This window comes from Sphingomonas sp. AC411, assembly GCF_979253035.1.
The window spans coordinates 3,890,423-3,912,293 of the sequence record NZ_CEEDAQ010000001.1 but is presented as its reverse complement, the minus strand read 5'-3'; the positions used below and the strand labels follow the sequence as shown (position 1 = coordinate 3,912,293).

General features: G+C 64.7%; 12 protein-coding genes and 3 pseudogenes. 1 reads left to right on the top strand and 14 read right to left on the bottom strand.

Annotated features, from left to right (window positions below; translation table 11 throughout):
- Positions 1–1,049 precede the first annotated feature (1,049 nt).
- The 14 genes and pseudogenes from AC0IX7_RS20155 to AC0IX7_RS20090 form a co-directional block, all read right to left on the bottom strand.
- Positions 1,050–1,781, bottom strand: coding sequence for a hypothetical protein (locus tag AC0IX7_RS20155; RefSeq protein ID WP_471813638.1), 732 nt, complete (start codon positions 1,779–1,781; stop codon positions 1,050–1,052).
- Between the two features lie 59 nt (positions 1,782–1,840).
- Positions 1,841–2,527, bottom strand: coding sequence for a hypothetical protein (locus tag AC0IX7_RS20150; RefSeq protein ID WP_471813636.1), 687 nt, complete (start codon positions 2,525–2,527; stop codon positions 1,841–1,843).
- Between the two features lie 53 nt (positions 2,528–2,580).
- A complete protein-coding gene (locus AC0IX7_RS20145; RefSeq protein WP_471813634.1) occupies positions 2,581–5,484 on the bottom strand; it encodes a two-partner secretion domain-containing protein in 2,904 nt (967 codons plus the stop codon).
- Positions 5,485–5,486: 2 nt separating this feature from the next.
- Positions 5,487–7,181 (bottom strand): ShlB/FhaC/HecB family hemolysin secretion/activation protein, encoded by a 1,695-nt coding sequence (locus tag AC0IX7_RS20140; RefSeq protein ID WP_471813632.1) that lies wholly within the window; start codon positions 7,179–7,181, stop codon positions 5,487–5,489.
- Positions 7,182–7,743: 562 nt separating this feature from the next.
- A complete protein-coding gene (locus AC0IX7_RS20135; protein WP_471813630.1) occupies positions 7,744–8,079 on the bottom strand; it encodes a hypothetical protein in 336 nt (111 codons plus the stop codon).
- Between the two features lie 19 nt (positions 8,080–8,098).
- Positions 8,099–9,600 (bottom strand): annotated as a pseudogene (locus AC0IX7_RS20130) (BCCT family transporter).
- A 307-nt stretch (positions 9,601–9,907) separates the two neighbouring features.
- The gene (gene rodA, locus AC0IX7_RS20125) at positions 9,908–10,975 is read right to left on the bottom strand and encodes a rod shape-determining protein RodA (RefSeq protein WP_471813628.1); all 1,068 of its coding nucleotides are present in this window, start codon (positions 10,973–10,975) and stop codon (positions 9,908–9,910) included.
- Between the two features lie 141 nt (positions 10,976–11,116).
- On the bottom strand, positions 11,117–12,148 hold the full coding sequence (locus AC0IX7_RS20120; protein WP_471813627.1) for a potassium channel family protein: 1,032 nt from the start codon (positions 12,146–12,148) through the stop codon (positions 11,117–11,119).
- Positions 12,145–12,615 (bottom strand): Na+/H+ antiporter subunit G, encoded by a 471-nt coding sequence (locus tag AC0IX7_RS20115; RefSeq protein WP_471813626.1) that lies wholly within the window; start codon positions 12,613–12,615, stop codon positions 12,145–12,147. The genes AC0IX7_RS20120 and AC0IX7_RS20115 overlap by 4 nt, the downstream gene beginning before the upstream one ends.
- Positions 12,612–12,881, bottom strand: a complete 270-nt coding sequence (locus AC0IX7_RS20110) for a K+/H+ antiporter subunit F (protein WP_471813624.1) — start codon at positions 12,879–12,881, stop codon at positions 12,612–12,614. Before AC0IX7_RS20110 ends, AC0IX7_RS20115 begins: the two co-directional genes overlap by 4 nt.
- A complete protein-coding gene (locus AC0IX7_RS20105; protein WP_471813623.1) occupies positions 12,878–16,462 on the bottom strand; it encodes a Na+/H+ antiporter subunit E in 3,585 nt (1,194 codons plus the stop codon). The genes AC0IX7_RS20110 and AC0IX7_RS20105 overlap by 4 nt, the downstream gene beginning before the upstream one ends.
- Before the next feature lie 294 nt (positions 16,463–16,756).
- Positions 16,757–18,138: pseudogene (locus AC0IX7_RS20100) on the bottom strand (proton-conducting transporter transmembrane domain-containing protein).
- Between the two features lie 329 nt (positions 18,139–18,467).
- The gene (locus tag AC0IX7_RS20095; RefSeq protein WP_471813621.1) at positions 18,468–19,454 is read right to left on the bottom strand and encodes an alpha/beta hydrolase; all 987 of its coding nucleotides are present in this window, start codon (positions 19,452–19,454) and stop codon (positions 18,468–18,470) included.
- A gap of 401 nt (positions 19,455–19,855) precedes the next feature.
- Positions 19,856–20,758 (bottom strand): SDR family oxidoreductase, encoded by a 903-nt coding sequence (locus AC0IX7_RS20090; RefSeq protein WP_471813619.1) that lies wholly within the window; start codon positions 20,756–20,758, stop codon positions 19,856–19,858.
- Positions 20,759–20,853: 95 nt separating this feature from the next.
- Here AC0IX7_RS20090 and AC0IX7_RS20085 point away from each other — a divergent pair.
- Positions 20,854–21,686: pseudogene (locus AC0IX7_RS20085) on the top strand (helix-turn-helix transcriptional regulator).
- The last annotated feature ends 185 nt before the right edge of the window (positions 21,687–21,871 follow it).

Sequence of the window (21,871 nt, the reverse complement as noted above, 5' to 3'; positions counted from 1 at the left end):
CGCGATATCGCTGCCGCGATTGGTGGTGGTCGTCGTCAGCGAGACCTGCTGGTCTGAACGCCCGGCATAATAGCGCGTAGCGACGGTGCGGGTCATCGCGACTGGGGCGAGCGTCAGATCGCGGCCCGCCGCCAGCGTCAGGTCGCCACCGGTGATCGCACCGCCCCGGTCGATCAGGTCGCCGGCCGCGGAGACGATGCCGCGGTTGCCTAGATCGAGCCGACCGCTGTTGACGATCGTGCCGCCGACCAGCGTGCCACTGGCGCTAGCACGGATGACGCCCGCATTGGTCAGCGAGTCCGATGCGCGCAACTGGATATCGCGCCCGGCGATGATCGCGCCGCCGCTGGTGAGATCGCCGACCGCCGCCTTGGTCAGGTAGACGCGCGGTGCGAGCACCGTCTGCGGTCCCGACGGGGTCTGCACCGTAGTTTCCACGAGCAGCACGATGTCGCTGGTCAGCGTCGCCATCTGCGTCGGCGAGAGCGAGACGCCGAGCGCGAGATTATAGGTCTTTGCGAAGGTGGCGCCCGCATCGAGCAGCGCGCGATACTGGCCCTGGTTGTCACCATAGCCGACCAGTCGCTGCGCGCCGACCAGCGCAACGAGCTGGTTCGCGATCAGCTGCTGCTCGTAAAGCCCGTCGCCGAGCCGGCGCTGCACGCGCGACGGATCATAGCCGAGCTTGTCGAGAAAATAGTCGCTCGACAGGAAGGTGTCGTAGTTGTTGAACCGGGGATCCGCCTGGACCAGCACCTGCGAACTCGCCCCCGCGAACTGGAACAGTCCGCCCAGATCGAGTGTCGCGCTGCCCGCACCGCCGCTCGCGCGGTCGGTCGGCGGCTTGACCGCGAAGCCGAAGGTCGGGTCGATCGCGGTGCCGGCGATCACGCCAGGCGCGCTGCCGGGTGCGACGACCGCTCCCGTGGTCACGGCGGCGACGGCGCCACCCGCGGTGACGCTGCCGGGCCGCGCGCTCGCCGCAAAGATGTCCGCGGTGCTCCCATCCGGGGTCAGGACGAGGTTGTCGATCGTGACGGCATCGATCGTCAGCGTGCCCCCGCGGTGATCGTCGACGGGGTCGTGAAGGTCGCCTGCGCATCGACGGTATTGAGCGGCGTCGTCGTTCGCGTCCGCCAATTGCCGCAGCCAAACAGGAATGGGCAGCTGCGCGTCTGGCCCAGAATCACGCCATCCTGCTTGGTCGTGTAATACCCGGTAAATGCGGTGTTCGTCACGGCTGCGGCGCCGACCCCGAGATCCCCCGCCGCGCTGATCGTGGACAGGCGGTTGGTGACACTGTCGGCATCGATCGTGACATTGGTGCCGATGATCCGCGCCTGCCCGCTGTCGGCAAGGATCTTCGTGTCGGTGATCGTCTCCAGATACTGGGTTATGGTCCGGTTGCGCCGATTGCGGTTGTCGATCGTCTCGACGTCTCGACGGGAGACGAGCGCCTCTTCGGTCGTGAACACGCTGCGATCGTTGAGCAGGCGGGTAGCGGCGATCGCGATGCCGCCCTGCGCCTGGATGTCCGAGGACAGGTTCTGGAGCGAGCCTGCCCGGCCAGTGCCGCCGACGCCGGTGACGACCAGATTGCCGAGACTGTAGAGCAGCGCGCCGTCGCGGTTGACGATGTCGCCGCCGCTCGAGAGCGCCAGGAGTCCGCCCCGCGTCGCGATCACCGCGCTGTCGCCCGCGTTGACGATGCCGCCCGTGCCGGACAGCGCGACGCTGTCGCCGAAGATCGCGCCACCGTTGGCGATCTGTGCGGCGCTCATGGTCACCACACCGCCGTTGATAAGCCCTTGGTTCTCCAGCGTCGTGCCGGCCGTCAGCGTCAGCGTCGGCGCGACGATCGTGCCGCCGGCCTGGTTGGCGATCGATCCCCCGTGGCGATCCCGATAGCGGTGCCGCCCTGCACCGTGCCCGCGTTGGTGAAGCTGCCGCCGATGTTGAGCGTCAGCGCGCCCGGCGTCGCGATCGTCTCGCCGGCGGCGTTGATCAGATCGCCGGCTATGCCGAGCGTCAACGCGGTCGGTGCGACCAGCCGTCCGAACGTGCCGCCGCCCGACGTGATGTCGAGCAGTCGGCCGCCGGCGAGCGTGCCCGCGCCGACTCCGCTGCCGCCATCGAGCGTGCCCGCGTTCGCGATCAAGTCGCGTGCGGCGGCGATGCTCCCGCGGTTGACGAGCGTCCCCGTTGCGGTCACCCGCGCATCGCGGTCCGCCCAGACCTGCCCGCCGGTGGCGTTGACCAGGCTTGCGGTCGACAGCGTCAGGTCGCCGCCTGCAGCAAGCGTGCCCGCGCCATTGTCGACGCTCGTCGCCGCCACGGCGACCGACCCGTCGCCGCCGAGCGTCCCGCGGTCGTTGGCCAGCGTATTGACGGTGACGGTCGCGCCATCGGCGCCCGACGCCAGCAAGCCGTTGCGATTATCCAGCGTGCTCGCGGTCACGTCGAGCGTGCCGCCCGCGACAACCCGCCCGCCACTCGTGGTCAGCGAGTCCGCCGCGATCGTCGTCACGCCGGTCGACTGGATCAGCCCGCCACTGCCCGTGAGGATGGCACGCGCGGCGGTCAGCTTGAGTTTTGCCGCATCGAGCGTGCCCCCGCCAGCGCGATGTCCCCGTCGCGCGCGCCGACCGTTAGCATCCCGCCCGCCGTCAGGCGCGACCCGCTGGCAAGGTTGAGCGAGCTCGCGGTGACGGTGCCGTCGGTGGTGGCGCCGACCAGGACCGAACCGCTGATCGCATCGCGGACGTCGAGCGTCAGCGTTCCCGCCGAACCGGTCGCGACAAACGTACCGCCGTCGAGCGCGGTAAGACGCGCGTCCAGCGGGCCGGCGGCTTCGAACGATCCTCCAGCGTTACGGGTCGCACCGGCCCGCAGCGTGATGCCGCCGCCCGTTGCGATCAGGCCATTCTCGTTCGCCAGATCGCTGGCGATCGTAAGTCCGGCGCCGCCGGCCGAGGTGAGCGTGCCACCGGTGTTGGCGAACGTGCCGGCGATCAGCGACAGCGCGCCATTGGTCGCGATCCGACCGCCGCTGTTGGCGATCGCATCGCTGCCCGACAGCGCGAGCGTGCCGGTGCCGAGATGCAGGATCGCACCCCCACGGTTATCGATCGTCGCCGCGCGCAGCGTCAGATTCTGTCCGCGACCGACGATGTCGGCGGCGTGGCTTAGTGTGCCCGTTGCGGTCAGCGTTAGGTCGCCGCCATTCTCGATCGTCGCGCCGCTACCGAACGCAAGGTCGCCCGTCGTAGCATTGAGCGCGAGCGCGCCAAGCGCGGTAATCCGGCTGTCGGTGAACGCCAGCGTCGTGGCGCCGATCGCCAGGTTGCCGTTGCTGCCGATGCGCGTTCCCGCTGCGGTCAAGGCGCCCCGGCTCGCCAGCGTCAGCGTGCCCGATCCTAGCGCGGTCAGGCTGGCGCGATCGAGCGCCACCGATCCCGCCGAAACGCCGAGCGCCCCACCCGCTTCGACCGTGCCGCCACGCGAGCTGAAAGCTCCTGCGTTTATGTCGATAGCGCCGTCGGACGCGACCAGACCGTCCTGCGCGACCAGCCCCGCAGCTTTCAGGCTCGTGCCGCCATTGCCCGAAATCGTGCCGGTGTTCGTCAGCGTCGCTACGGTTAGGTCAACCCGTCCTGCGCTCGCCACCAGGCCGGCGTTCGTTATCGTACCGACCGTGTCAGCGGTCACGCTGCCACCGCTAACCTGGCCACCGCTGCCGATCGTGACCGAGCCGGCGCGCACGGTCAGTGCACTGCCGCCTTGCAAGCCGCCTTCAATAACGCGGAGCGCGCCGACATTGGCCGTCGTCGCACCGCCGCCCGCGACCAGACCCTTGCCGGTAATCGTGAAATCGCCGTCGACATTGAGATCGAGCGCCTTGCTCGCCGTGATGCTGCCCGCCACGCCGTCGATGCCGAGCGCGCGCGCCCTGAGCGACACATCGCCATTGCCGCCGATCTGCCCATTGCTGCCACTGATCACGCCGGTGAAGCCCAGCGTCAGTGTATCGCTGCCGAGCGCCAGCACCGCGCCACGATCGTTCGCCAAGCTGCTGCCGGTGAGTGCCAGCGCGCCGCCGGACTGGATCACGCCGCCGATATTGCCGACCGCGCCCGCCTGCGCGTCGAGCGCCGTCAGCGCGTCGATCGTGCCGCCGCTATTGTCGAGCGTCGCGGTGCGCAACGTCAGCGTCCCGCCGCTCGCGAGTCCCTGGTTCACGATGCTGCCCGCCGTCAGCGACACGGCATCGCGCGCCAGCACCCGCCCCGTCAGCGCCGCCGTCCCGCCGACATCGAGGCGCAACGTGCCAGCCTGCGTGACACGCCCGTCACGGGTCAGACCAGCGGCGAGCGTGCCACCGCTGCTCAGCGCGCCGGTCGTGACCGTGAGGTCGCCACCACTGCCGATCAGGCCGTTGCCCGCCAGGCTGGCGCCTTTCAGCGTAGTCGTGCCTTCGCCGTAGATCTGGCCGGCGACGTCGAGCGCACCGGCGGTCTCGATCGCGACCGCCGTCTTCGCCGTGATCGCGCCGGGCACCGATATCCTGCCGTCGAACGACAGCGTCACGCCCTGTTCGAGCCCGGCGAGATCGCCTGCGACGTTGACGCCGAGCCCGCGCTCGGTGCCGATCAGCTTGATCGACCGCGCATACATCCCGCCGAGCGCCGCGACGTCGAGCGCGAAAGCGGGCTGGTTCGGCTGCGCTGCCGTGCGTTGCCCGACCACGACGATGTCGCCGTCGCGCGTGATGTCGCCCGCGCCGAGGCTGGCGGTCACGGTATCCGCATACAGGCCGGCGTTGATCGAGACGGCGCGCGCGAAGAGGTCGAGCCGCGCGTTCGTCGCGTCGAGCCCGCTGCCGGACACGTCGATCGTACCCGTCGCCGTCCGGAATCCGCTGAGCGCGCCAACGCCGTCAACCAACGGTTGGGCCGCCGCCAGCGTCACGCGCGGCGCGTTGACGAAGCCGCAACCGTTGCACGCGATGCCGTAGGGATTGGCGAGCACCAGATCGGCGGTCTTGCCGGCGACCTCGATATAGCCGCGCAGGCTCGACGGATTGGCGGCCACCACCTCGTTGACGATCAGCGACGCCCCGCCCGATGCCTTCAGCTGCGCGTTGCCGTCGATATAGCCCGCGAGTCGGCTCTGGACGATCTTGTCGCTGTTGTTGAGCACCACGCCGCGCGCATCGACGTTAAACGCCTGGTAGCGGTTGTAGCTGGTCCCTCTGGCGTCCGGCGCTGCGATCTTGACCACTGGCACGCCGTTCGCGCCGTAATCGAGATGCGTCGCGCCACCGGGGACCGGGACAACGGGATTAGGCGCACCGCCGTCCTGGCCCCGTGCCGGCACGGTCGCGACCAGCAGCAGCGCCGCGAGCCCCGCGCCGCCGCCGAGCGGAGACAGCGCGCTGGCCGAACGCATCCGGCGACGCAGCACGGCGAAGGTCAGCTTGGTCATGCTCAAAATCCTACACCGGCGGAAAGGCCGAACCGAACGCGGTTGCGATTGGGAATCTGGCGCCCGAACACAGGACGCGCCCCGAATACGTCGACGAAGAACGGCCCACGCCGCGCCCTCAGCCCGAGGCCGGCGCCGCCGCGCGCGCCAGTCCCCTTGCGGACCTCGCCCATGTCGAACAGGACATACGGACGGAACCCATCGGTGATTTTGGCCCCCAGCTCCTGGCGGAGGTAGAAGCCGTCACGCCCCAGTTCCGCCGTGTCGGTATCCAAGCCGCGGATCGTGTAGGGGCCGCCGATCTGGATAAGGTCCGAGCCGAACAGATTCTGGTCACTGACCTGCCCGTGAAACTCGGCACGGTATCCGTCGATGAAGCCCTGCCCCAAGGGCACGAACAGTCCGAAGTCGGCACTGACGATCCGGTAGCGTGCACTCGGCAGCGCATCGGGCCGATCGTCCGGCTGCTTCTGCGCCCCGAGGATCCCGAGACCGAACCGGACGCCCACCGACCCGTCGAAGCGCGCCGCGCCGAACGTGCGGCGATCGATCAGCCGCACTTCGAGATCGGTGAGATCCTGCCGCTGGATACCGATCTCAACGTCGTTGATGAAGTTGCGACCCCATCGCCGCGCTAGCCCGACGCTGATCGAGTCCTTGGTCGTCTGGTCGCGGTAGAACACCCGCTCGGCACCGATCGCGACTCGGTCGAGCGTGCCACGTGTCCCGAAGCTGCTGACTTCACCGTTGACGGTCTGACTATAGCGATTGGCCGAGCCGCTCGCGTTGAACGTCCACCACCCGGCCGGCACCGAGATCGAGCCGCCGATGCCGCGGCTGTCGGCGGGCACGCCCGGCGAATCCGTCCGACGGTTGTAATAGGCGCTGATGACCTCAGAAAAGCCCAACTGCCCGAGTTCGGCAATCTGCGCCGAGCCCTGATAGCGACCGACCCGCTCGCCGGCGAAGTTGTTGATCGACAGCGATCCGGCGATCGGCCGCGCCTGGTCTACCGTGACGTCGAGAACCGACTGGCCCGGCGCATCCCCCGGCACGATGTCGACCGCGACGGCTCTACCGGGAACGCTGCGCATCTGCTCCAGCCCCTGTTCGAGCGCACGCAGATCGAGCAGGTCGCCGCGTCCGACCGGCGTCGCACGGCCCCAAACCTTGGTTCTGCCTGTCTTGTTGACCTGGATATCCTCGACGACGCCTGGCACCACGACGATGCGCAGCGTGCCGCTGGCCAGATCCTGTTCGGGCAGGCCCGCGCGCGTCGTCACCAGACCACGCTCGATGAACGCGCCCTGCAGGCTGCGGATGATGTAATCGAGACCAGCCGTCCCGACGCACCGCCCACGATACTGCGCGACGAAACCCGGCACCCAGCGCAGCTTCGCGCGTACGGCATTCTCGACGACGATATCGCGCACCGTGAAGCAGCTGGCCTCCGCCGGGAAAGGCCCCAGCGGCGCTGGCGCAGCGCGCTCGATCGTCGCGACCGGCGCTGCCTCCCGCGCCGCCCGTTCCGCCGCCTGCTGCTGCGCGCGGATACGGGCTTGTTCCTGATCGGCGGGCGATGAAACCTGTGCCGTTGCAGCCGTGGATAGCAGAACGACGCTGATAACCGCAGCGCCCCATCTAGCAGACCGGCGAGAAGATCCGCCCGTCGTCCGTCTGGCCGATCCTGTAGTCATTTACGCCCCGCCTACTATTTGTATGCTAGCTACATTCTATTGTCGCAAATTTACAAGATCATTGTCCATCTGAAACAGAAAGTTTTGGCCGCATATAGTTAACGAAATTCTATCTGAGGGGCAGCAAGCGCCAAAACTGCAATCAAAATGAACTATTCTGCCGTCCATTTGACGCGCCCGAATATCGTATCGCTCCGCAGGAGGACGGTAAATCATCCTCCGGGGCTATCGGCACGCTTACGTCAGAGGGCTCGCCAATATCTCAGTCGCTCGCCAGTAGGGTACGGCTGCAAACTCCGAAAGGACCCATTTTTGGCCATTCCCGACTGATTGGCAGTTCGCCGAAACCAGCCGTTCGTTGATCTCTATCATGCCCGCCACTGTTTAACCGAAGATCCTCGTTTCCGGCTTCATTGCGGTAAAACTCCAGCCGGTCATAGCGGAGGGTCAGGTATTGGGTGTCGCGGATGTGCATCGAAGCCGCTAACTATCGCATCTGACATCTTCGACAGTTAAGCTGTCCAGCGAACGGGCTTGCGGCTGCGGTGCGAAACTTAGAACTTTAGCTACCTGCGCCGTTAGCAGCACCCAAGACTCCAGCAAGGCGCCATCGTTCGAGTTGGGTCAGCACGTCGCTGGCAATCTGATCAGCAGAGAAGTCAGTCAGGTCGCGAAACCTGCTTTCGCTGTTCGCCTGCGCTGCCAATGTCCAAGCCATGCTGCGACGGGCTTCCGGCGCCTCCAATGCGGTGTAGGCTGCAAGCGGTCGGGCCCGTGGCGCCAGCCGGTAGACGAAGGAACTCTCGCCACCACTGCCGACTGTTAGCACGATGAGGCCCTCCTCGACCGTGAGCTCGTTGGTCGTCCAGCCTTCTGCTTGCATGGCATCATAGACCAAGCGGAGCGCAGGCTCGGCGTTATGCGTCATTTGCTGGATGATGTCGGTTCGACGGGCCGGGACAAGCAATCGCTTGATCCGTTCGTTGACTGCGGGCCCGTCGTCCGCAAGCGTTATGCCAGCTAGATCGGCGTTGGTCTGGCGCACCAAACCGATCGCCAGCATCAGCATGATGAAGCAGAAGGGCAACGCTGCGAGCAGCGTCGCGGCTTGCAGCGCACCAAGTCCCCCGCCACCAGCAACAACGTGGCCGTGGTACCGAGTAGCACGCACCAATAGACTCGCTGCCAGCGCGGCGTTTCCTCAGCTCCCCGGATGCCAGCGTGTCGATCACGAGTGCGCCCGAATCCGCCGAGGTGATGAAAAAGATTGCAACCAGTGCGATCGCGAGTGTGGAGGTAACACCTGCGGCCGGCAGATATTCCAGAAACTTGAACAAGGCCGTGGACAGGTCCGCCTGCACAGCATCCGCGATCCCGCCTGCCGCGGGGCCCAAATCCAGTGAAATGGCGGTGTTGCCGAAAACTGTCATCCAAAGGAAGGTGAAGGCGGTTGGGACGAACAGAACACCTATGACGAACTCACGGATCGTCCGCCCGCGCGAAATACGGGCGATGAACATGCCGACGAATGGTGACCATGCGATCCACCACGCCCAGTAGAACAATGTCCAGTCCGCCATCCATGCCCGTGGTTCGTAGGCATAAAGGGTGAAGGTCCGCATCACGAAATGATTGAGGTACAGGCCAAAATTCTGGACCAGCGCGCGCAGCAGAAACAGCGTCGGGCCAACCGCCATTACGAACAGCATCAGCAGCACGGCGACTGTCAGATTCAGCTCCGAAAGGCGCCGAATGCCGCGGTCTGCTCCACTTAGCACCGACATCGTGGCAGCGCCCATTACGAGCACAATCACGATGACCTTGGTCGTGATCGTATCGGGCAGGCCGTAATTATAAGCGAGGCCTGCAGTCATCTGCGAGACACCGAAGCCGAGGGAAGTGGAGACGCCGAAGACCGTTCCGCATACCGCAAAGATGTCTATCGCGTCGCCCAACGGACCGTTGATGCGCTTGCCCAGGATCGGCGATAGGCCCGACCGCAACGTCAGCGGCATGCCCTTGCGATAGGTGAAATAGGCCAGACTCAGCCCCACCAGCGCATAGATCGCCCAGGCGTGTACGCCGTAATGGTGGAACGTGATCGCCATCGCCTCGCGCGCGGCAAGGATGGTGCCGCTCTTGGCCTCTGGCGGCGAGATGTAATGCTGAATAGGTTCGGCAACGGCGAAATACATGAGTCCAATGCCCATGCCAGCGGCGAAGAGCATCGCAAGCCACGACAAATAGGGGAAATCGGGTTCGAGTCCTCCGGTCCGAGCTTCAGTTTGCCCGCCGGCCCGAAGCCCAGCGTCAGCACCACCACCAGGAACACGGCCACCGACGCGATGTAGAACCACCCAAAGGTGTCGATCGCCCAGCTTTGCGCCGCCTTGAAAGCGGCGTCTGCGGTACCGGGCATCGCGAGCGTCGTCGCCAAGAGCAAGGCAATGATAGCGGAGGCGCCCCAGAACACGCGCGGATTGATTTGGCTCTTCATCATTTCGGCCATTTAACGCCGGCAGGCAAGGATGGCCAATCATCGGTCTGCTCGACCTTCAAAACGACGCACGGTCTCTGGGCAATTGGACGAAAGACGGGGATCACGTCGGCAATCCAAAACTTTCCGACCATCACGGATTTCTCATAACCTTCCGGTAGAACTGGAAAAAACGCGCACCGCCGGGGCATGGCCGGCAACGGCTGGACACCTGTCCAAGCGCGCCAGTTCATTGAATGGTATTACGGCCCGCATGACCTTCTTCGCGATGAATAGACATTAGGATCCCGAGCAAAATCAGAACCGTCATCATCGCCGAGCCCCCATAAGACAGCAGGGGCAGTGGAATCCCAACGACCGGCGCCAAACCCATGACCATTGCCATGTTGATGCTGACATAAAGAAACAAGGTAAAGGCTAGACCCGTTGCTGTAAGGCGAGCGAAGGTAGAGGGCGCCTCGAAGCCCCGGCCCATTGCCCATTTGATCAGATAACCATACGCCAGCAACACAACGATTCCGCCAACAAGGCCCCACTCTTCTGTCATTGTCGCGAAAATAAAGTCGGTGTGAGTTTCGGGAAGATATTGCAGGTGGCTTTGGGTTCCGTTCAAGAACCCTTTCCCGAACGGACCGCCCGACCCGATCGCGATTTTCGATTGCGATAAGTGATAGCCGGTCCCGAGCGGATCGCTTTCGGGGTTCATGAAGATCAGCACCCGGTTTTTCTGGTAATCGTGTAGCAACCCCCAAGCGACAGGCAGCAGCGCGCCGATGATCATGCCAGCACCGAGAAACCAGCGCAAAGCGGTACCGGCAAGAAAGATCACAGCAGTTCCAGCAAGCGTGATCATCATCGCTGTGCCAAGATCCGGTTGTAGCATGACGAGAGCGGCAGGAACCGCCACCATCGCAATCGGGATTGCCAGCACCTGGGGCTGGCTGATGAAGCCTGCCGGCACGCCGTCATAGAATTTTGCGAGAGCCATAACCGAAGCGAGTTTCATGAACTCCGATGGCTGCAATCGGATAATGCCAAGATCAATCCAGCGTTGTGCGCCCATGCCGATCTTGCCGAACAGTTCGACGACCAGAAGCAGCCCTAGCGTAATCGCGTAAAAGGTGTAGGCGTGGCGCTTCCACACGCCGATGGGTATGCGCGACAACACGAGCATACCGATAAAAAGAACCGCAAAACGGGCCGCCTGGTTGCTGGCCCATGGCGCAAAATTCCCTCCCGCTGCGGAATACAGCGTCGCCAAACCCATCCCAGTTATAGCTAATACCGTCGCTAGCATCGACCAAGGGATAGCCCGTATCGGTGCCGGCAAAATATTACTACGCAACAAATATTCCTTTATCGAAAACGGCCCGACGCAACTCTCGCGGCACGGAGATCACTGACGGCAGGGCTCAGCTATGGTGCCATGGCGCTAGATCTATCTTGATTCTCTGCGTGGAACGACTTCGACAATCAGATCGCCTGCTTCCAAACGCTTGGCTTCAGGCTCCCAGAAACCAAAGATTTTCTGGCCACGATAGATACGATGACCAAGACCGGTTTGGAGATCGGCAAGCGGCTTGCCGACTTCGTCCTGGGCTACACTACGTTCGCGCAACGCGACGCGCCCACCGGACGCGGCAAGGTCTGCCAGGTAGTCGGCCGTATGCGCGCCATGCGTCGATCCCGCTAGCAGCAGTCCTGCAAAACTTGCCGGATTGATAACTGTGTTCGCCCCCGCCTGATGCGCAATTGCTTCATTGTCCTGCGATCGGATCACGACGCTGATCGGGATATCGCGCGCAAGCCGGCGAGCGGTCAGCACGATCAAGATCGATGTGTCGTCGCGTCCCGCCGATACGATAAGCGCTCGGGCGCTTTCGACCCGAGCCGCCTGAAGCGCGGCGTTGCGCGTCGCATTGCCCTCCATAACGGTCGCCCCGCAGGCCTCGGCTGCTCGCAAGGCACCGACATTCTCGTCAACCACCACTACCATATTCGGTTCAGCGCCACGTCGCACGAGTTCACTCATCGCCTCCGACCCACTCGTGCCGTAGCCGGCCACGATGACATGGTTCTCGAGATGGCGCTGAATTACGTTCATTCGCCACTTCTCCCAGACGCGTTTCAACAGAAAATTATACGCGGTGCCGAGGAAGATCAGCCACACGAACAGCCGGATCGGCGTCACCACGAAGGTATCGAACATACGGGCTTGCTGGGTCACGGGCACGATATCGCCGTAACCGACGGTCGTCACCGTGATCATCGTGAAATAGAGGATGTCGGCGAAGGTGACCGGCTCTCCCGAATTCTGCCGCAGACCGTCGCGATCGAACCAGTGAACTGCCAGAGCGATGCCAATCAGCGCCAGCGCCAGGAGCGCGCGCCAGGACAACGCGAGCCATACCGGCGTCCGACTTGCTCGGCGCAGATGGTAGCGCGTGCTATCGGCGTCGTCGCTGCTCATGCTGACAGTCTGCAATCTTTCATCGGGCGGGATGGGCATGGCGGCTGCGGGGAATCAGGTGTTGGCGGTCGAGGCCGGCGTATCCCGCTTCGGTGCCTCGAAGGTCGCCCAGTCGCCCTCGTCAGCTGGCCGCGGAGGGGGCCTGCGACGCTGTCGGGCTCCTCGATCGCGCCGATCCGCACGCGGTGGAGGTGGACTTTGGCGATCATGTTCGCCGAGATCGGCGCGGTGATGAACAGGAAGAGCGAGATCAGCAGCTCGTGCGCGGTCCATATTCCCAATCGCGCCTGGAAATAGACGACCGAGGCTAGCAGTAGCGAGCCGAGGCCCAGCGTAGTGGCCTTGGTCGGACCGTGCAGCCGCTCCATCGTCGACGGCAGACGTACAAGCCCCCAGCTTCCGATCAGGACGAATGCCGCACCAAGCAGGATCAGCGCCGAGATGACGATATCGACGACCATGCTCATTCGACGATATCCCCGCGAAGGATGAACTTGCAGTAAGCGATCGTGCTGACGAACCCGACCATCGCCAGCAGCAACGCCACTTCGAAAAAGGTCGCGGTGCCCCCGATCATGCCGACCAGCACGATCAGCGCGATCGCGTTGATGACCATGGTGTCGAGCGCAACGATGCGGTCGCCAAGCGCGGGCCCCTTGAGCAGGCGCCAGCCATTGAACAGCAGCGCCAAAGCAACGCACGCCATGGCGATCTGAAGGGCGATGCCGATCATGCGAAAATCCTTTGCAGACGCGCTTCGTAGCGGCTCTTGAGCCGCGCGATTTCGGCTGTTTCGTCACCAACGTCGAGCGCGTGGACGAGGAGCGATCGACCGTCGGCGGAGACGTCGGACGACACCGTACCCGGCGTCAGGCTGATGGTCGCCGCCAAGACCGTGATCGCCTCGGGCGTCGTGAGCGCAACAGGAACGACCAGCCAGCGCGACCGCAGATCGCGGTTGCGCCTAAACAGGATCAGCCACGCGACCTGAAAGTTGGCGATGACGATATCGGCCAGGACTACGAGGCAATAGCCAAGCAGCGCGCGACCGAAGCGGACACGCGGGCGATCCGGCCAGAACGGCTCGGTGAATTTTGGGAGGACCAGCCCCAGGAGCGCGCCCAGCAGGACGCCGCCGACGGTGATGTCGTTCGCCATCAGCAGCCAGACGATCAGCAGCATGATCGACAACGCGGGATGCGGCAGGATGCGCTTCATCATCGGGCCTCCTCCCCCAATACGGCTTCGATATAACGCTGTGGCGCGAAGATCTGCGCCGCGGTCGCCTGCGCCTGCGCCGTTGCCCAACCTCCGCCCAGGGTGAGCAGGCCAAGCAATGCGATCAGCGCTGCGGGCATCGCCAGTTCCGGGCCCGACCGTTCCGTACAGGCGATCGCATCCGCGTCTGCCGCCGCGGTCTTCCAGAAAAGCGTGCTGCCGCTGCGCGCGAAGCCGATGATGCCGACCAGCGTGGTACCGAGGATCGTCGCCCAGACCACCACCCCTCAGGGGTAGCAAACGTCGTCTGCAGGATGAAGAGCTTCCCGACAAAGCCCGACAACGGCGGCAGCCCGACGGCAGCGATCGTCGCGGCCATGAACAGCAGTCCCAACGCTTCTTGCCCGGCAAAGCGCGGGCTCGGCACGGTCGCGTCGCCGTATTGGCCGCGCCGGCGCAGCGTTGCGTCGGCGACGAGGAAGAGTGCCGCCCCGCGAGCGTGGCATGGGCTAAATAAAAGAGCGACGCCGCGGTCGTCGCCTGCGTCCAGCACGAGACCGCCAGCAACAGCGTGCCGGTCGATCCGAGAATGGCGAACGCCGCCTGCTCGCGCATCGCGCGTGCCGCGAGCACGCCGGCAAAGCCGACTATCGCCGTCAGCACCGCAGCCGGCAGCAGCCAGGGTGCCGGCACCCACGCCGCAGCCCCGGCGGCATCGCCGAAGATCAGCGGCACGGTGCGAATCATCGCATAGACGCCGACCTTCGTCATGATCGCGAACAGCGCCGCGACCACTGGCGCGGTCGCCGCATAGGTGCGCGGCAACCACAGATGGAGTGGCACCACCGCGGCCTTGAGTGCGAAGACGGTGAGCAGCAACAGGCCTGCGAGCCGGACCAGGCCCTGGTCCTGCGATCCGAGCGCGGCGACCCGGCGCGCCAGATCGGCCATGTTGAGCGTGCCCGTCAGCCCGTAGAGCAGCCCCAGCGCAATCAGGAACAGTGCCGACCCGACGATGTTGACGATGACGTACGCGACCCCGGCCTTCAGCCGCGCGGACCCCTGGCCGTGAAGCATCAGCCCGTAGGAGGCAATCAGCAACACTTCGAAGAAGACGAACAAGTTGAACAGGTCGCCCGTCAGGAACGCACCGTTCAGACCTAGCAGCTGGAAATGAAACATCGGGTGAAAATGCCACCCCTTGCGGTCGACCGCAGTCACGACCGCATGAATCATCACGACCAGTGCGAGGACCGCCGCCAGCACCAGCATCATCGCCGACAGCCGATCGAGCACCAGCACGATGCCGAACGGCGCCGGCCAACTGCCGAGCGGATAGGCGCGGATCGCATCGTCCTGCGCGATCCCGAACAGCCAAAGCGCGGCGACGAGCATCGCGACGCATCCCGCCATCGAGATCGCCACGCCGACGTGCCGACGCCGTCGCATCGCCAGCAGCGCGAGCGGCGCGACGACGGAGGGGATCACGACCGGCGCGATGACCAGATGATCGAGCGCGATCACTGTCGGGCCTCCCTTGCGCGGTGGGCCCGGAAGGAACGGCTCCGGATGGGGTGCGCCCGTTTCGTCAGCCGTGTCATCGGACGGGTCGGCGATGCCGTCTACCTGGTCCGATCCACTTTCCAGGAAGCTGCGCAGCGAAAGAATGACGACGAGCGCGGTCATGCCGAAGGTGATGACGATCGCGGTCAGCACCAACGCCTGCGGCAGAGGATCGGCATGGTCGGTCACGCCCTTGGCGAACAGCGGGGAAGATCGACCACCAGTCGGCCGATCGCGAACAGGAACAGGTTCACCGCATAGGACAGCATCGTCATCCCGAGCACGACCTGGAAGGTGCGGCCGCGAAGCGACAGGTAGACTCCGCCCGCGGTCAGCACAGCGATCGCGCTGGCGACGAGAAATTCCAGGCTCATCGTACAGCCTCCCCATTGGTCGCGTCCGGCCCGTCATTGGCCTCTGCATGCCGGGTGGCCGCTGCGCGACATGGCTGAGTTGCGCCAACGCCATCATCACCGCTCCCACCACGACGCATGCCACGCCGGTGTCGAACAGCGTGGCCGTCGCCAGTTCGACTTCGCCGATCAAGGGCACGTAAAAATATCCGAAGCTGCTCGACAGGAACGGCGCGCCGAAGACCAGCGACCCGAGCCCGGTGGCAGCGGCGATCAGGACGCCGAACGCGATCAGTGGATGCTCGCCGATCCGACGACGATCGTCGGTCCAGTCGAAGCCCGAGGCGAGATACTGGAGCAGGATCGCGATCGCAAACACCAGCGCGGCAATGAAACCGCCACCCGGCTGGTTGTGCCCCCGCAGGAAGATGTAGATGCCTACCAGCAGCGCGAGCGGCATGAGCAGCCGTGCCGCCATGACGAACATCATCGGGTGACGCTCGGGCGAGTGCGGCATGTCCTCACGCCATTCGCGCAATCGCCGCCCTGCCACGCCGCGCGCGGCGGGCTCGAGCAAGGCGTAGATTGCGAGCCCGGCAATGCCCAGCACGATGATCTCGCCCAGCGTGTCGAAGGCGCGGAAGTCGACCAGCGTCACGTTGACGACGTTCGTGCCGCCACCGCCCGAATAGCTGTTCGCCCAGTGATAGGACGACACCACATCGCGCGTCTCGCGCGTCATCACCGCCCAGGCCGCCCAGCCGGTTCCGACCCCCGCGGCCACCCCGAGCGCAGCGTCGCGGAGTCTGCGGGGCGTGCTCGACAGGCTCGGCGGCGTCTTCGGCAGGAGATGGAGCGCCAGTAGCAGGAGCAGGATCGTGACGACCTCGACCGCAACCTGGGTCAGCGCGAGGTCGGGCGCGGACAAATGGACGAAGGCGAGCGCGATGACGAGGCCGATTACGCTGATGAACACCAGCGCCAGGAACCGCTGGCGTTGCCGGGCGACCACGACGAGCGTGGCGACGACCAGCGCGAACCAGGCGGTGATCGCAACCGGCGACGCGGGCAGCGTCGCCCTTGCACCGGCGGCAAGCCCCCGTCGTCGAAGCTGCGTCGATCCCGAGCAGGATCGCCGCCGCGAACAGCGCGAAGAGATAGCGTTGGAGCGATCCGGCATGGACCGCGAGCGACACGCGGCGCGTGCCGTCGACGACTGCGTCCATCGCGGTGTCAAAGGCATGCTTTGCGTCGAGTCCGCGACGCCCGGCCAACCACGCCGCGACCGGTGCGCGCCGCCACACCAACACCGCGCCGATCGCCACCGCGGCCATGCTCATTGCGAGAGCAGGATTGATCCCGTGCCACAGCGCAAGGTGCAATTCGGGCGGCGCGGCGCCGATCACTGCGCCCGTCGCGGCAGCCACGAGCGGCCCCGCCACCGTCATCGGCAACAGACCAAACGCCAGCGCCATCACCACCAGTATGGCAGGCGGGGCGAGCATCGCCTTGCCCGGGTCGTGCGGCGCCGCGACGTCCCCGTACGCCGCGCGCCGAAGAACAGCCCGGTCGCAAAGCGCAGAGAATAGGCGACCGACAGGATCGCCGCGATCGTCGCGAGCAGCGGCACGAGCAAGGCCTGCCCCGCAAAGACGGTATGCACGCTTTGCTCGAGCATCATCTCCTTCGAAATGAACCCACCGAGCGGCGGTAGCCCCGCCATCGCCGCGACCGCCAGCGTTCCCAGGGTTGCGGTGATCGGCATCAGCGCGGCCAGCCCCCTAGCCTGCGGATGTCGCGCGTGCCGGTTTCGTGATCGACGATGCCCGCGATCATGAACAGCGCCGCCTTGAACGCGGCATGGTTGAGGATGTGGAAGACCGCGGCGGTCGCAGCGGCTGGCGTCCCGAAGCCGAGCAGCATCACCATCAGTCCGAGCTGGCTGATCGTCGAATAGGCCAGGATCGCCTTCAGATCGTCGCGGAACAGTGCGACGCCAGCACCGAAGATCATCGTGACCAGGCCAGTGGACGCCACGAGGTAGAACCACATATCGGTCCCGGCGAGAACCGGCCAGAGCCGCGCGAGAAGGAAGACGCCGGCCTTCACCATCGTCGCCGAATGGAGATAGGCGCTAACCGGAGTCGGCGCCGACATCGCGTGCGGCAGCCAGAAGTGAAACGGAAATTGCGCCGACTTGGTGAACGCGCCGAGGAGGACGAGGACGAGGATCGCGGGATAGAGCGGCGAGGCCTGAACCAGATCAACGCGACCGAGAATCGTCACCAGTTCATAGGAACCCGCCGCTTGGCCGAGTAACAGCATTCCCCCGATCAGCGCGAGCCCGCCGCCTCCAGTTACGGCCAGTGCCATCCGCGCGCCCTGACGCGCAGCGGCCCGGTCGCGCCAGAACCCGATCAGCAGGAAGGATGACAGGCTCGTCAGCTCCCAGAAAACGAGCATCAGCAGGATGTTGCTCGATAGCGCGATCCCAACCATCGCCCCCTGAAACAGCATCAAAAACGAAAGAAACCGCCCCGTGGGCTCGCTCTTGGCCAAATAGGCTTGCGCATAGATCACGACGAGCAAGCCGATGCCGAGGATCAGGCCGGCGAACAGCAACGCCAGTGGATCGAGCCGCAGGCTCAGGTCCAAGTGGAGCGCGGGGATCCAGCTGACACGCGTCTCGATCGGTGTGCCGGTGATCACGCCCCGCGCAGCGCCGAAAATCAAGAAAAGACCTGCAGCACTCGCGCTCGCTGCGATGGCGACGTGAACGCCGCGCGACGCACGGGCGCACAGCGCCAAGGCCACGGCAGCAGCGAACGGCAAAAGCAACAGGGCCACCAGGACCATTGAACAATCTCCCGGAGACTTAGAGGCGCAGCTATACACCGCGTGCTGCCTAGGTCGACGTCCTCATAGAAGAGGACACGCGCCCAATGCTCTGGATGCAGTTCTGGTAGGGATCGCCAGCGGCACCCACCAATACCGCACGTTCTTCATCCTGCGCGAAGGAAACGCTATTCGAACCATAGCGCTCCACTAGCTTCAACGCCTGACGTCAGGGACGAGGGCCCGAACCGATGGCCTAGACCAACGATCGATCGGCGCCCTACCTTCTACCGCCACTGTCCAGCCGGCGCCGGCTTTCCCGATTGAGGATTGAATTTCGGGACACACCGTTACCCCCAACGGCCTTTGACAAACCGGGATACTTCGTCCGCCAAGTCGTGATCCTCCGGCGTGTTTCCCCGAAATCCACCGTGCGGCATCGCCTCGAAGATGTGCAACTCTGCTTCCACTTTCGCCCGGCGCAACGCACGGTGCATCCGTACCGTATTCGACAGGAAGAGGTCACGCGTGCCCGACTGGAGGAAGGTGGGCGGAAGGTCCTCAAGGTCACCAAACAAGGGTGATAGGTAGGGGTGCGCCAAGTCCGCCCCGCCGGCATACAGTACGTTGTTCCGCATCAGCGAGCCCGGCAGCATTACATCGACCGTTTGGTTGACTTGAAAGCTGTCGCCGGATTCGGTCAGATCGACCTCCGGGGAAAGCAGGACCAACCCTGCGGGCAACGGGAGGCCTTCATCCTTAGCGCGGAGGAGCATGGCTACCGCCAGATTACCACCAGCTGATCGGCCGCCAACGATGATGCGCGTTGGCGCGTGCAGTTCCAGCACATAGCGATAGGCTGCCATCGCGTCGTTTAGGGCCGCAGGATATGGATGCTCGGGCGGCATCCTATAGTCGATGCCGTAGCAGAGCACCCGGTGCTGATCCGCCTGCATCCGCGCCTGTGCGCGGCACGCCTCTCCGCCACCGAACACCAGTGCGCCACCATGGAAGTCTACATAGGCGCACTCTGGATTGACCGTGGTTTCCGGCGTCGCGACGTGGATAGTGGCCTCACCGGTTCGAACCGTCTCGACGCTTGCCCGCAGCGTGCCGGCGAGGCCTTTCACCGCCGACGCATATTGTCCATCCGCCGCTGCCTTGATCTTCATCCAGCCCGCATGATCGTCCGGCAACGGCATCGTGTAGAGGGCGTTCAGCGGGACGCCTTCGTCATTCACCAATTGTTCGAGACTGGTACGCGCCTCCGGGCTGATAGACGAAGGAAAGGGGATCAGACGGCCTTGAACCATTACGCCGCTTTTCTGGTCGCTCATGCCGTTGCGATACTCGTCATGGTTGCCGGGCCGCAGGTCGGCCGTAACACCGTCACCTGCGCATTACGCCTTAGTCCGCCCTCCCTCTTTCTCGCAAACGAACTCGAATTGCGAATGCGTCCGCGGCGATCATACCGAGGGAGGCCTTGAGGCCTGTTTCCCAAAATCCGTTCCCAATTGCTCTTTCCCTAAATTGCGGAAAGAAGACGGAGATATGGGAATGTTCAGCGTTCCCAGACAGCGGGGTTTGGGAGGGCCGCACGGACCCAAGAACGGACATCCGTTAATAGCGGTAGCTCACAGGCGTCACCACTCGGATCGGCATGTGCAATCCTATCAAGCCGGAAACGGCATCCAACGTCCATCGGCGCTCTGGGCAGCGAGCGAGCGACGGTGGTTGATCAAGCGTCAGCGAGCGCCGAAAAGTCCATCGCGGCGAGGTCCGTGAGCAGATCAGCCCCCGTCGGCTCCCATCCAAGACGCGCCCGCGTCCAGCCACTCGAAGCGATCATGTCGAGCGCGGCGAACGGCGCCATCCAGCCAAAATAGTGCTCGACTTCGTCGTCTCCGACCGAACGGACAGGCAACCCCGATCCCCTTCCGATCGCTTCAGCTATCGCGCGTGCCGTCACGCCTTCCTCAACGGACGCATTGTAACGGGCACCCGGCTCGCCCTTCTCCAATGCCAGAACGTAAAGCTTCGCGACGTCGCTGACGTGTGCAGCAGCCCAGCGTGTAGTGCCCTCGCGTACATACGCCATCGCTCCGGCACGGCGCGCCTCCGCGATCAGCGGCGTGATCAACCCGGCCTTGGTGGTGTCGTGCACCTGTGGCAGCCGAATCGTGCGTACGTCGACGCGCTTGGCGATCAGTGCCGCGCCCGCGAGTTCGGTCGCGATGCGCGGATTGGCGTGGCGCGGGTTGAGAACGTCCTCGGTCGCGGGGCCACCATTGAGCGGCGTGCCGATGCCGACGCCCGAGGTGATCAGGATCGGCTTATGCGTCCCCGCCAGCGCCTCCCCCATGGCAGCGATGTTGCGTTCGTCCTTCTTGGTGTTCGCGAAGAAGGTCTCGAAATTATGGTCGAACGCACAGTGGATCACCGCGTCGGCCGCCGCAGCGCCAATCGCAAGCGTTTCGGGCTTATCCAGGTCGCCGCGATGGACGTCGACTCCGGCCGCTTCGAGGCGATGTGCACCCGCGTCGGAGCGGGTGAGGCCAAGTACCTCATGCCCTTGAGCGAGGAGTTCGGGGATAACGTGCGAGCCGATAAAGCCGGTCGCACCGGTTAAAAACACGCGCATGGGAAGTCTCCTTGTTGCCAAGGCACCGTATCGCGACCGTCACACCGTGTTAAAGTAGTGATCTTATCGTGGTATAACGTGTAACAGGATCGACCATGACCGGTGAGGCGCCAAACCGACTCGGAACATACCTTCGCGATCGCCGAACCCGGCTCGACCCAGTGGCATTCGGGTTCGGCGGCGGCCGGCGGCGTACCCCGGGGCTCCGCCGCGAAGAAGTGGCAAGCCGCGCCAACATCAGCCCGACATGGTATACTTGGCTGGAGCAGGGGCGTGGTGGCGCGCCATCGGCCGACGTGCTCGACCGCATCGCCAAGGGCCTGATGCTCACCGAGCCGGAACGCGAGCACATCTACATGCTCGGCCTCGGCCGTCTCCCCGAGGCGCGCTACCAACCGGTCGACGGAATCAGTCCCCGGCTTCAGCGCGTGCTCGACGGAATGGTGCTGAGCCCTGCGATCATCAAGACTGCGATGTGGGACGTCGTCGGCTGGAACCGGGCGGCGGCGCTGTTGCTGACCGACTATGCCAAGCTGCCGCGTGAAGGGCGGAACATCCTTCGCCTGATGTTCGGCAGTGACCATGTCCGTGCCCGGAACGACGATTGGGGCGGAATCGCCCGCTACGTCGTCGGTGCCTTCCGGGCCGACGTCGCGCGGGCGGGCGCGAACAACAGCACGGCGACAGCTGACCTGGTCGCCGAACTATCCCGGATCAGCCCGGAGTTCGAAGCACTGTGGCGAGACAACGACGTGGTCGCGCACACCGAGGGGTGAAGCGGATCCACCACCCAGTTGCCGGAATGCTCGCTATGGAGTTTTCCTCGTTCGCGGTCGAAGGGCGGCCCGAACTCGGTATGATCATCTACAACCCAGCATCGTTGGCGGATGCAGAACGACTGCGCGTAGCCCTGGAGGCTCGCTATTGATCGCTAGGGACCGATTTAGGCGTGGTTGTTTCGAACCAATTGCGGCGCCATAGGTCCCGGGGCTTCGCCTACTTCTGGTGGCGGTGCTCCGGCGAAGCACGTCACGTTTCCTGTGATAAGCCACTGCGCCTGCTGTTCTTTCCCCACGATACACCATATCCGAACGATGGGCGGACGTGTGAAGC